This is a genomic window from Bartonella sp. P12B, assembly GCF_055796185.1.
This window is the reverse complement of record NZ_JBTTDI010000002.1, coordinates 232736-244391: the sequence shown is the minus strand read 5'-3', so window position 1 is coordinate 244391 and position 11656 is coordinate 232736. Positions and strand designations below refer to the sequence as shown.

The 11656-nt window shown below is 38.4% G+C and carries 12 protein-coding genes; all 12 read left to right on the top strand.

The window, feature by feature from the left end:
* Positions 1-223: YadA-like family protein (locus tag AC0QT1_RS02650; RefSeq protein WP_473201582.1), on the top strand; the 223-nt coding region annotated here is incomplete at its 5' end.
* A gap of 2 nt (positions 224-225) precedes the next feature.
* Positions 226-816, top strand: coding sequence for an invasion associated locus B family protein (locus AC0QT1_RS02645; RefSeq protein ID WP_473200226.1), 591 nt, complete (start codon positions 226-228; stop codon positions 814-816).
* Between the two features lie 840 nt (positions 817-1656).
* On the top strand, positions 1657-2961 hold the full coding sequence (locus AC0QT1_RS02640) for a Ppx/GppA phosphatase family protein (protein ID WP_473201581.1): 1305 nt from the start codon (positions 1657-1659) through the stop codon (positions 2959-2961).
* A gap of 32 nt (positions 2962-2993) precedes the next feature.
* Positions 2994-3722, top strand: a complete 729-nt coding sequence (locus tag AC0QT1_RS02635; protein ID WP_473201580.1) for an RlmE family RNA methyltransferase — start codon at positions 2994-2996, stop codon at positions 3720-3722.
* A 171-nt stretch (positions 3723-3893) separates the two neighbouring features.
* Positions 3894-4910: a GTPase ObgE gene (gene obgE / locus AC0QT1_RS02630; RefSeq protein ID WP_473200039.1), complete on the top strand. Its 1017-nt coding sequence runs from the start codon at positions 3894-3896 to the stop codon at positions 4908-4910.
* 11 nt (positions 4911-4921) lie between these two features.
* Positions 4922-6061, top strand: a complete 1140-nt coding sequence (gene proB / locus AC0QT1_RS02625; RefSeq protein ID WP_473200040.1) for a glutamate 5-kinase — start codon at positions 4922-4924, stop codon at positions 6059-6061.
* A 42-nt stretch (positions 6062-6103) separates the two neighbouring features.
* Positions 6104-7360, top strand: coding sequence for a glutamate-5-semialdehyde dehydrogenase (locus AC0QT1_RS02620; RefSeq protein WP_473201579.1), 1257 nt, complete (start codon positions 6104-6106; stop codon positions 7358-7360).
* Between the two features lie 29 nt (positions 7361-7389).
* A complete protein-coding gene (locus AC0QT1_RS02615) occupies positions 7390-7983 on the top strand; it encodes a nicotinate-nucleotide adenylyltransferase (RefSeq protein ID WP_473200042.1) in 594 nt (197 codons plus the stop codon).
* Positions 7984-8024: 41 nt separating this feature from the next.
* Positions 8025-8468, top strand: a complete 444-nt coding sequence (rsfS, locus tag AC0QT1_RS02610) for a ribosome silencing factor (protein ID WP_473200043.1) — start codon at positions 8025-8027, stop codon at positions 8466-8468.
* A gap of 1 nt (position 8469) precedes the next feature.
* On the top strand, positions 8470-8952 hold the full coding sequence (gene rlmH / locus AC0QT1_RS02605; RefSeq protein WP_473201578.1) for a 23S rRNA (pseudouridine(1915)-N(3))-methyltransferase RlmH: 483 nt from the start codon (positions 8470-8472) through the stop codon (positions 8950-8952).
* A 95-nt stretch (positions 8953-9047) separates the two neighbouring features.
* Complete coding sequence (locus tag AC0QT1_RS02600) at positions 9048-10331, top strand: murein hydrolase activator EnvC family protein (protein ID WP_473200045.1); 1284 nt, start codon at positions 9048-9050, stop codon at positions 10329-10331.
* Positions 10321-11631, top strand: coding sequence for a S41 family peptidase (locus tag AC0QT1_RS02595; RefSeq protein WP_473200046.1), 1311 nt, complete (start codon positions 10321-10323; stop codon positions 11629-11631). Before AC0QT1_RS02600 ends, AC0QT1_RS02595 begins: the two co-directional genes overlap by 11 nt.
* Positions 11632-11656 lie beyond the last annotated feature (25 nt).

The window sequence follows — 11656 nt, the reverse complement described above, 5'->3', positions numbered from 1 at the left end:
GCAAGCAGCCGCTATTGGTTTGGCGGTCTCTAACTTACGGTATTATGATATACCAGGATCTTTAAGTGTTTCATTTGGTACAGGTTTATGGCGTAGTCAATCTGCTTTTGCTTTTGGTGCTGGTTATACCTCTGAAGATGGGAACATTCGTTCTAATGTATCAGTCACAAGTGCTGGAGGTCACTGGGGTGTAGGTGCAGGGATTACTCTGAGACTTAGATGATGATGAAAAAAACTGATAGTATGATAAAAAAACCAAATATTTTTATAATTATTCTGTTTGTCCTTGCCTTAATCGGCAAGGGCGAAAGTTTTGCTAATGAGAAGGATAATGTTTATACGGTGCATCCACCGCAGTTATCTATTCCTAAAGGAGAACCTGGTGAAACACGTCGAATTATTATGCAATTTGATTATTGGACATTGATTTGCGATGAAAAACAAAAGCTTAAGCAAGGTATCTGTAATGTAACGCAAACAGTTCATGACCAAGATGATAACACTATTTTTAGTTGGTCTCTTGTTTCTACCAAAAATGGCCAAGCAGTGATGCTTTTTCGGACATTACCAAATACTGATATAAGTGTTCCTATTCGAATGTTTATGGAAGGTGTTAAAAAGCCTGTTCTTATTCGTTATACGCAATGTAATGAAACTATCTGCTTGGCACAATCGCCTATAGGACCAGTTTTTAGCAAACAAATAGAACAAAACAAAAAAGTACGTATTTCCTATAAGATTAAAGAAGGGAAAATATTTTCTTTTACTGTACCATTTAAAGGTTTGAGTGCAGCACTTTATTCTTTACAACGTTAAACTTATAAAGCAATTTTAGAAGATCTTATTTGCCTATAACTTAGATTATTGTTTTATATTTTCAGATCTAAGGAAAAAATTTAATAGTTAAATGATTTTTATAGCATAATATAGAAATGATTTGTTCAATTTAGAATGTGTTTTACGGATGTAAAATTGCAAGAGGTTATTTATTCTGTAATAGAACATTAAGAATACGAGTTAGAATTTCCTCACAGGATTTATAAAGTTAATTACATTAGCTATTAACAGTAAAAAGTTATTGAGAATAGTTAGATTAAAATAAATAGCGATAAAGAGGAATATAATCCCTTTGAACAAGAGATGGGTTAACTTTTCCTTTGTAAAAATCCCATACCGATTTTTGAGTGGTATCATTGGACATAAAGGGTTTCCAATTGAAATAATGTCGTATTTTTTGTGGTTAAAGCATAAAGGTTCAATCTTCTGCAAAACGCAATTATAATGCTATTATTTTATAAATATAAGAAAAATTATAATTTAAAAATTCTCTAAGAATATAAATTTATCTTTTTACAAGAGAGATAAACCTCGATGTGAATGATTAAAGAGAAGATGGCAATTTATGAAATGGACGAAACGTAAATAATTAATTTATCGTTTTAAGACTATAAAGAAAAATACAGATTTGTGGAAACAACCAAAAATTATTCAGAAAGTTGAGTGATGTTAGCATAGAAAATCCTAATGAGAGAAAAAGTAACGAATGTTTTCTTGATATTTGTAATTTAATGCCGCATTGTTACTTTAGCTTTAGTAATGAGCAGAGAGAGTTCTTGCGTTTATTTATTGGGGAAAACGCTCAAGGGATAAGGAAAAATGCCCCCGTTAGATTATGGTTCAAAAGAGTCAAAGCAAGGAAAAGCGTATGATGTCAGAGGAGAGCAATTGTATGATCACTGTGCTAGCAATCGAAATAATCATTCTGCATCGTTAAAGACAGAGGAATGCTCTCTTTCTGTTGATATAAAGCAAAAACAGCGAAGAAGATATCGCAAACAGAATTTTATGCACTCCGATACAGCTTTTGAATTTAATGGTCGAGCAACCGCAGGTATTGAAAAAACAAAAGGCTCAAAAACGCCTTTTTTCCCAAAGTTTTCTCAATTAAAATCTCCACCTCTTTATGCGGCACTTGATTTGGGAACAAATAACTGTCGTCTTCTTATCGCATCTCCCAGTAAACCAGGACATTTCCGCGTTGTTGATGCTTTTTCACGTATTGTACGATTAGGAGAAGGTTTAGTAAATACTGGTTTTCTTAATACACGAGCAATGGATCGTGCAATTGAAGCCTTAAAGATTTGTCATTTCAAGTTAAAACAGAGGCGTATTAAGCGTTATCGTTTAGTTGCAACAGAAGCTTGCCGTTTGGCAAAAAATGGTAGATATTTTATTCAACGCGTTTTGGATGAGACTGGTCTTGAATTGGAAATTGTTGATCGGGAAACAGAAGCGCGCTTTGCTGTTTCAGGGTGTGGTACGCTTGTTGAACCGAACACTGATGCAATTGTGCTTTTTGATATTGGGGGAGGATCATCAGAAATTGTACTCCTTGATGTTTCCAAAAAGCGTTCTTTACGTTTAACCGAACAGATTGCGGCATGGACTTCGCTTCCTGTTGGTGTTGTCACGCTTGCTGAGCGCTTTGGAGGAAATGATGTTAGTTTAGATGATTTTGAAAATATGAAAAATTATGTACGAAATTTGTTAAATAATTTTTCAGGACGTCACCAATTGGGGACTTTAGCTCAAGGATCGAAGTTTCATCTTTTGGGAACTTCTGGAACGATTACGACTTTAGCAGGAATGCACCTTAATTTAGAGCGTTATGACCGAAGACAAGTTGATGGTATTTGGATGAATGATGCAGACATTACACTTATGACAAAACGTGTATTGTCATGGGATATAAAAAAACGTGCAACTAATCCTTGCATTGGACGAGAAAAAGCAGATTTAATTTTAGCTGGTTGCGCGATTTTAGATGTTATTCGAGAAATTTGGCCCAGTCAACGATTAAGAGTTGCTGATCGTGGTTTAAGAGAAGGAATTTTGATAGAGTTGATGTTACGCGATGGTGTATGGCATTGCAATGGAAAGCGGAAAAGCGTCAAACGTTAGCAGTTATCGAAAGACGGAGACAATGAATAACAATGAAAAAAAAGATAAAAATACCAGCAGGTGGATACGGTGGTTCAGGATCACATGAATTATATCAGCGTGTAAAGAAAAAAGCAGGAACCATTAAAGCGTCATCACGACGATGGTTAGAGAGGCATCTGAATGACCCTTATGTCCATCAGTCGAAGGTGGATGGTTATCGTTCGCGTGCGGCTTATAAATTAATTGAAATTAATGAACGCTATAAGTTTCTCAAAAAAGGTCAAAAGATTATTGATTTAGGTACGGCGCCGGGAGGATGGTGTCAGGTTGCTGTACGGATAGTGGGTTCCAGTGATCAAAAACCTAATGTGGTTGGCATTGATTATTTGCATGTTGATCCATTACCTGGAGTGGTGATGTTGCAAATGGATTTTTTGCATGCAGATGCACCACAGAAATTAATTGATGCCTTAGGGACAAAGCCGGATGTAGTGCTTTCTGATATGGCAGCACCAACAACGGGCCATCGTCAGACGGATCATTTAAGGACGATCCATTTGTGTGAAGTTGCCGCTGATTTTGCTCTTTCAGTTCTCAAACCTGGAGGACATTTTTTAGCAAAAGCTTTTCAGGGGGGGGCAGAGAACACTCTTCTCACGACCTTGAAGCAGAATTTTAAAACAGTTCATCATGTTAAACCGCCTGCAAGCCGATCAGAGTCAGTAGAGCTTTATCTTTTAGCCCTAGGTTCTAAAGGTAAGACAGAAATACAACAATAGTATCTTTTCTTCAGAAGATTTAAGGATATTCACAGATTTAATGTAAGAATTTTTACAAACGACTGTTGGTGATATCGTTGATAGTTTTTCTTTCGTCAATAATGAAAAACTGGTAAAACCGATGCATTGCCTATAGAGGTAGAGGGATTGATTCCTCAGAGAGTATTTTCAATGAAATTTCTTGATCAAGCTAAAGTCTATATTCGTTCAGGTAATGGAGGGGCAGGGGCAGTATCATTTCGCCGTGAAAAATTTATTGAATTTGGTGGTCCTGATGGAGGCAATGGTGGACGCGGTGGGGATGTTTGGGCTGTTGTTGTTGATGGACTCAATACGTTGATTGATTATCGCTATCAGCAGCATTTTAGGGCAAAAACAGGAGGACATGGTAAGGGACGTAACATGACGGGTGAAAAAGGCGATGATATCATCCTTAGAGTACCGGTTGGAACACAAATTTTTGAAGAAGATAATAAAACGTTAATCTGTGATTTAACAGAAGTGGGACAACGTTACCGTCTTGCAAAAGGAGGAAACGGTGGTTTTGGGAATCTTCATTTTACGACGTCTACGAATCGGGCACCTCGTCGCGCCAATCCGGGTTTGGTTGGAGAAGAGCGCACACTGTGGCTTCGTTTGAAGTTAATTGCTGATGGTGGACTTATTGGTTTACCGAACGCTGGGAAGTCAACTTTTTTAGCATCAGTAACAGCTGCAAAACCAAAAGTTGCAGATTATCCTTTTACTACTCTCCATCCTCATCTTGGTGTGGCACGGGTTGATGCTCGTGAATTTGTTTTGGCTGATATTCCCGGTTTAATTGAAGGAGCACATGAAGGCGTAGGGATTGGGGATCGTTTTTTAGGGCATGTAGAACGCTGTGGTGTTTTACTCCATTTGATTTCTGCTCAAGAAGAAGATGTAGCAAAAGCATACCAGATTGTGCGTAATGAACTAGAAGCATATGGAAATAACTTGAGTAATAAGACTGAAATTATAGCTTTAAGTCAGATAGATACTCTCACTCTTGAGGGGCGTAAAGCCAAACAAGAGATTTTACAAAAAGTAACGGGTAAATCTGTGATGATGTTTTCTGCGGTGAGTCGTGAAGGTCTAGAAAATGTGCTCCGTGCAGTTGCTCATATTATTGAAATGGCACGCAAAGAAGATGATGATGGAGAGCAGTAGGATTGATTAAGATGGCAGTTGGATTACAAAAACTTGCACACTATAAACGCATTGTGATCAAAATTGGATCTGCTCTTTTGGTTGATCCTCAAACAGGTTTACGGGCCGAATGGCTCAACAGTTTGATAAGTGATGTTGCTAAATTACGTCAAAAAGGTGTTGAGATTTTATTGGTATCCTCAGGTGCTATTGCTTTAGGAAGAACATTGCTTCAGCTTCCTAAAGGAGCTTTGAAATTAGAAGAGAGTCAGGCGTGTGCTGCTCTGGGACAAATTGAATTATCTAAAACTTATGGTGATGCGCTTGCTCAATACGGATTAAAAACAGGTCAAATTTTACTCACTCTTTTTGATACGGAAGAGCGACGGCGTTATCTCAATGCACGTGCTACAATTAATGTGCTTTTGCGTTTTGGTGCTGTACCTGTTATTAATGAGAATGATACTGTTGCAACAAGTGAAATTCGCTATGGTGATAATGATCGTTTAGCGGCACGCGTAGCAACAATGATGGGTTCGGATCTTTTGATCCTTTTATCAGATATTGATGGCCTTTATACGAAATCTCCTCATCGTGATCCCACGGCTGAATTTATTCCTTTTATTCCATCAATTACGAGTGATATCGAAAAAATGGCAGATGTAGCTGCTTCAGAGCTTTCTCGTGGAGGAATGAAGACCAAGTTAGATGCTGGAAAAATAGCAAATTCCGCTGGAACAGCGATGGTTATTACTTCAGGCAAGCGTATGAATCCTCTTGCGGCCCTTGACAGAGGGGAGCGCAACAGTTTTTTTGCTGCGGGTGAAAAACCTGTTAATGCTTGGAAAACTTGGATTTCTGGTCATTTAGATCCATCAGGTATTTTGACGATTGATCAGGGAGCGGTTAAGGCTCTTGAAGCTGGAAAATCGTTATTAGCTGCAGGAGTGATTGCTGTTGAGGGAAAATTCAATCGTGGCGATACGATTGCGATTGTTGATACAAATGGTGTTGAGATTGCTCGTGGACTTGTAAGTTATGGCAAAGATGAAGTTGTACGCATTATGGGATGTAAAAGCGAGGAAATTGAATCTATCCTTGGATATGATGCGCGCTCTGCTATGGTCCATCGTAATGATATGGTTTTACGCTGCTTGACCGAGTCTGTTTAAAAAAGTTATCTTGTTTATTGTTTTGGCAGAGTGGATGATATTATGTCTTTAAAAGAACAGATGAAGGACATGGGGCGAAAAGCGCGCCATGCTGCTACGGCATTGGCTATTATGTCTTCTGAACAAAAGAATAAGGCATTAGAAATGATAGCTTTAAGTTTAGAAGATCAATCAGCTGAAATTTTACGAGCTAATTGTCAGGATTTAGAAAATGCTGCTCAGAATAATTTGAAGGCAGCAATGGTTGATAGGCTCAAATTAGATGCATTGCGTTTGGATGCAATCGTAGCGAGCGTGCGCCAAATAGCTTCTTTGCCTGATCCAGTTGGGCAAGTGATGAGTGAATGGACACGTCCAAATGGACTTCATATTAGCCGTGTCCGTACATCTCTTGGTGTAATTGGCATCATTTATGAAAGTCGACCAAATGTTACAATTGATGCAAGCGCTTTATGTTTGAAGGCTGGAAATGCTGCAATTTTACGTGGTGGTTCGGATAGTTTTCATTCTTCTCACGCACTTCATTCAGCGTTGGTAAGAGGATTGGAGGAAGCTGGTTTTCCCAAACATGCTATTCAAATGGTTGGAACGACAGATCGTAATGCTGTTGGAGAAATGCTCAAAGGATTGGATGGTATGATTGATGTTATTATACCTCGTGGTGGCAAAAGCCTTGTTGCACGTGTTCAGTCTGATGCACGTGTTCCAACTTTTGCCCATTTGGAGGGGCTTTGTCATATCTATATTGATCAATCAGCAGATTTAGATATGGCGCGTAAGATTGTTGTCAATGCAAAATTGCGGCGAACCGGCATATGCGGTGCTGTTGAAACCGTTCTCATTGATCGCCAAGCACTAAAAAAATTTCTTCCTGTTCTAACTGCTTTACAAGAAAAGGGGTGCGAAATTCGTGCAACAGAGGATATTGTTTCTCTTATACCAGATGTTAAATTAGCCTCTGAAGAAGATTGGTCGCATGAATATCTGGATGCAATTCTTTCTGTCAAAACAGTTGAAGGTATTGAAGGAGCCATTACGCACATTCAACGTTATTCATCGGGACATACAGAATCGATTATTGCTGAGGATATGAGAGTGGTAAAGATATTTTTTAATCGTTTAGATTCAGCTATTTTACTGCATAATGCATCGACACAATTTGCTGATGGAGGTGAATTTGGTTTTGGAGCGGAAATTGGTATTGCAACAGGAAAAATGCATGCGCGTGGTCCAATAGGTGTTGAACAGCTGACATCATTTCAGTATCACATTAAAGGAAATGGACAGGTTAGGCCTTGAAAAATCCATTTTTTCTTTGGAAAGATCGCATGCCATATGTTGAAAAATCCAATGTTGTGGGACTTTTTGGCGGTTCTTTTAATCCTCCGCATGCTGGACATCTTCTTGTTGCAGAAAGTGCAATTCGGCGTTTGCATCTTGATCAATTATGGTGGATGGTAACTCCAGGAAATCCCTTAAAAGATCATACACATTTACCTTCTTTAAATGAGAGAATGCGGCTAAGTATTGAACTTGTCAATCATCCGAAGATTCGCGTAACGGGTTTTGAACAGGCAATAGGAAGTAAAATATCAAGAGATACGATTTCTTATATTCTCACGCATTGCCGTGGGGTACGTTTTGTGTGGGTTATGGGTGCAGATAGTTTTGCAACGATTCACCATTGGTCTCGATGGCGTGATATTATATCGATGCTTCCTATTGCAATTATCGATCGTCCTTTTGCGCATATGTCAGCACTCTCTTCTCCTATGGCACATATTTACCGTTCTGTTCGTTTAGATGAGAGAAAAAGTATACGATTGCCTTTTATAAAACCACCGGTTTGGACTTATTTACATGGACCTTTATCTTTTCAGTCTTCAACGAATCTTCGTTTAAAGGAGAATAATTTTTCTTGAACATTTTATAAGATTCTGCTTCTGTTTCTTCTCTGTTTTAAATGATAAGAAAGGATATAGATCTGGAAAACATTTCACAAAAATACTCTTTCAGTATTGAAACTACGACAGAAAAGAGAATCTTTTCTGCCGGTGAGGCTCTGAAAATTATTCTCAAGAGTTTAGAGGATATAAAAGCAGAAGATATTGTCTCCATTGATATTCAGGGTAAATCATCTTTGGCTGATTACATGGTGATAGCATCAGCACATTCACAACGCCATGTTACTGCTATTGCTGATCATTTATTACGCACTTGGAAAGAGAGTGGGTACGGTCTTGCAAGAGTAGAAGGGCTTGCGGCGGGCGATTGGATCTTGATTGATACAGGTGATATTATTGTTCATCTTTTTCGCTCAGAAATTCGTCTCTTTTATAATTTAGAAAAAATGTGGCTTGCTCCGGATTTAAACAATACAAAATCGGTTCTCTTTGGAGATCATTAGCATGCAAATTTCTATTTTTGCTGTTGGTCGTATGAAGATGGGTGCAGAGTACAAATTGGTTCACCATTATTTAGATCGTTTTTCTAAAAGTTCTGGAGCTGTGGGATTTCATTTAAAAAAATTGCAGGAGATATCAGAAAGTCGTGCTCAGACAGCATGTCAACGTATGGGAGAAGAGGGAAGAAAACTTATCGAGTTTTTGCCTGAAAAGTGTCGATTAATCGTTTTGGATGAGCGTGGGAAATCAATTTCATCATCTGCTTTTTCTGAAAAGTTGGGTTTTTATCGTGATGAAGGTGTCCGTGATTTGATAATTGCTTTAGGGGGACCTGATGGGCATGGTGAACAGATAAGAAGCCGTGCTGATTTTCTTTTGTCTTTTGGTTTTATGACATGGCCGCATCAAATTGCGCGCATACTCCTTGCAGAACAGCTTTATCGCGCTGTAACAATTTCTAGTAACCATCCCTATCATCGTGTTTAATATTTTTGCACAATTTTTAGCACTTAATTGTGTATTTATTAATATTGTTTTAGTTGACGTCATTTAAAGCATATTAATTTATGCGATGATGCTTAATGGTTGGGCAAATGAAAGAAAGTCTTCATAGAAAAATGCAACATTTATATGAAGAATTTATGATATTTTTCGTGTTTTTTTTGAGTATGGGGTTTTGTTTTTCTGTATCGCATGCTGAAGATACAGTGAGGAGTGTAGAAGAAGCACATAAAGCGTTAGCAGAGATTCACAAAAATATTTCACTCTCACGTGAGCGGGTTTCTTTTCTTAAGCATCAAGTTGAAGGTTTAAAAAAAGATCAGCGTGCTTTAAGCGATGCTCTCATAAAGGCTGCTAAAGCAGAACGTGCAGTAGCGAATGATATTGTTGAAAGAGAAGAAAAACTAAAAAAAATGATAGAAAAGCGGGTACAAGTTCAACAAAATTTAAAAAATCGGCGGACTGAATTTGCTGAAGTTCTTGCCATTTTAGAACGCATGGGATTAAATCCTCCTCCTGCGCTTATGCTACGGCCTGAAGATGTATTAACGTCTGTCCGTAGTTCTGTTTTATTAGGAGCTGTTGTACCTCAAATGCAAGAGAAAACACGAGCTTTAACAGAAAGTCTGAAGGCGTTGACCAATTTAACCAATTCAATTACCATGGAATATACAGCGCTAAAGGCTAAAATGCAAAATCAAGCAGAACAGCGAAAGCATTTAGAGCTTTTATTAGGTAAAAAAGCTGAATTACAACAAAGATCAGAGAAAGAGCTTATTGAGCAGCAACAAAGAAACATTGTTCTTGCTAAAAAAGCGCAATCTTTGGAGGAATTGATTTTAGAACTTGATCGTCAATCAAAACTGAGCTCTGATGTATCGACACAGGTACGGAAAAATTTACAATTATTAGAACAGTCGAATTTTGAAAGCCAAAAAGGTTCTTTACTTTTACCTGTTTTAGGAAAAAGAGTGGAGCGTGTGCGTAATAGTTCGCAGATGATGCGCTTTGGTGAAATGATTGAAACAGAAGAATCGGCTGTTGTTATATCCCCTTCTGATGCTCTTGTTGCTTTTGCGGGGCCATTTCGTTCTTATGGACAGTTAGTTATTCTCAATGTTGGAAATGGTTATCATATCATTCTTATTGGAATGTCAAAAATCAACGTAAGTCAGGGACAGTTTGTTCTGGCAGGTGAACCTCTTGGAACGATGGGGATGCAATTTGTTGCGAACAGTGTTGCATTGGATATAGGAAAAACTGCTCCAATGCTTTACATTGAGTTTAGAAAGCAAGGAAAGCCTGTGAATCCATCTCCTTGGTGGCGGACTGAAAAAACGAGAAGGAACCAAAATGATTCGTAAAGTTATTCTTTTGGTCGCTGGGGTATTGCTCGGCGCCAGTTCAATGATAATGGTGCAGTCTGTTGCTGCCAATAATGAAAGTGATGTGTATAAAGAGCTGGCTCTATTTGGCGATATTTTGGAACGAGTGCGTATGCAATACGTGACGGTTCCAGATGATAAAAAGCTTATTGAAAATGCTGTCAATGGAATGCTCACATCGCTTGATCCCCATTCATCTTATATGAATGCGCAAGAAGCTAAGGAGATGCGGGATTCTACGAAGGGAGAGTTTGGAGGTCTTGGTATTGAAGTTACCATGGAGAAAGGTTTAATTAAAGTGGTCTCCCCAATGGATGATACACCTGCTGCAAAAGCAGGTATTTTAGCAGGGGATCTTATTTCAAAAATTGATGGTGTAGAGACGAATGGTCAAACATTGAATGAAGCTGTTAGTAAGATGCGAGGAGTTCCTGGAACACCAATAATGTTGACAATTATGCGTTCAGGTGTTGATAAGCCACTCGAAATTAAAGTTGTTCGCGACATCATCAAAGTAAAGGCAGTGAAATATCGCGTTGAAGGTGATATTGGATATTTAAGAATTATTCAGTTTTCTGAGCAGACTTTTAGCAATCTTCAGGCTGCAATTAAAGATATTCAGTCTAAAATTCCTCAAGATAAGTTGAAGGGGTATGTTCTTGATTTACGGCTTAATCCTGGTGGTCTTTTAGATCAAGCTGTGAGTGTTTCGAGTGCATTTCTCAATAAAGGTGAAATTGTATCGACTCGTGGGCGTAAGAAGAGTGATGTAACAAGATTTGATGCTAAACCAGGAGATCTCATCAATGGAAAACCTCTCATTGTGCTCATTAATGGTGGTTCAGCAAGTGCTTCTGAAATTGTTGCTGGCGCATTACAAGATCATCGTCGTGCTACGATTTTAGGGACACAATCTTTTGGTAAGGGATCTGTTCAAACGATTATTCCCTTAGGTGAGAATGGTGCTTTACGCTTAACTACCGCGCTTTATTACACGCCATCGGGCACTTCAATTCAAGGGACAGGAATTACACCTGATATTCTTGTAGAACAACCACTTCCTGAAAAATATAAAGGCTATGATGTAAAGATCGGTGAATCTACATTAAAAGGGCATATTAAAGGGAAGCAAGAAAGCAATAAAGGGTCTGGTTCAGCTGCTTTTGTTCCACAAGATCCTAAGGATGATATTCAATTGCGTGAGGCTTATAAGTTATTACGGGGTGAAATGGTGCATGCAGCATTTCCACCAGATCCCAATAAGGATATTTTAAAATAAGAAAGGGCTTGCGCAGTTAAAGGAT

What these genes read in the sequence shown, in the direction of transcription:
- AC0QT1_RS02645 (WP_473200226.1), top strand. Translation starts at nt 226, where the DNA reads ATGAAAAAAACTGATAGTATGATAAAAAAACCAAATATTTTTATAATT.
- AC0QT1_RS02640 (WP_473201581.1), top strand. Translation starts at nt 1,657, where the DNA reads ATGCCCCCGTTAGATTATGGTTCAAAAGAGTCAAAGCAAGGAAAAGCG.
- AC0QT1_RS02635 (WP_473201580.1), top strand. Translation starts at nt 2,994, where the DNA reads ATGAAAAAAAAGATAAAAATACCAGCAGGTGGATACGGTGGTTCAGGA.
- obgE (WP_473200039.1), top strand. Translation starts at nt 3,894, where the DNA reads ATGAAATTTCTTGATCAAGCTAAAGTCTATATTCGTTCAGGTAATGGA.
- proB (WP_473200040.1), top strand. Translation starts at nt 4,922, where the DNA reads ATGGCAGTTGGATTACAAAAACTTGCACACTATAAACGCATTGTGATC.
- AC0QT1_RS02620 (WP_473201579.1), top strand. Translation starts at nt 6,104, where the DNA reads ATGTCTTTAAAAGAACAGATGAAGGACATGGGGCGAAAAGCGCGCCAT.
- AC0QT1_RS02615 (WP_473200042.1), top strand. Translation starts at nt 7,390, where the DNA reads ATGCCATATGTTGAAAAATCCAATGTTGTGGGACTTTTTGGCGGTTCT.
- rsfS (WP_473200043.1), top strand. Translation starts at nt 8,025, where the DNA reads ATGATAAGAAAGGATATAGATCTGGAAAACATTTCACAAAAATACTCT.
- rlmH (WP_473201578.1), top strand. Translation starts at nt 8,470, where the DNA reads ATGCAAATTTCTATTTTTGCTGTTGGTCGTATGAAGATGGGTGCAGAG.
- AC0QT1_RS02600 (WP_473200045.1), top strand. Translation starts at nt 9,048, where the DNA reads ATGGTTGGGCAAATGAAAGAAAGTCTTCATAGAAAAATGCAACATTTA.
- AC0QT1_RS02595 (WP_473200046.1), top strand. Translation starts at nt 10,321, where the DNA reads ATGATTCGTAAAGTTATTCTTTTGGTCGCTGGGGTATTGCTCGGCGCC.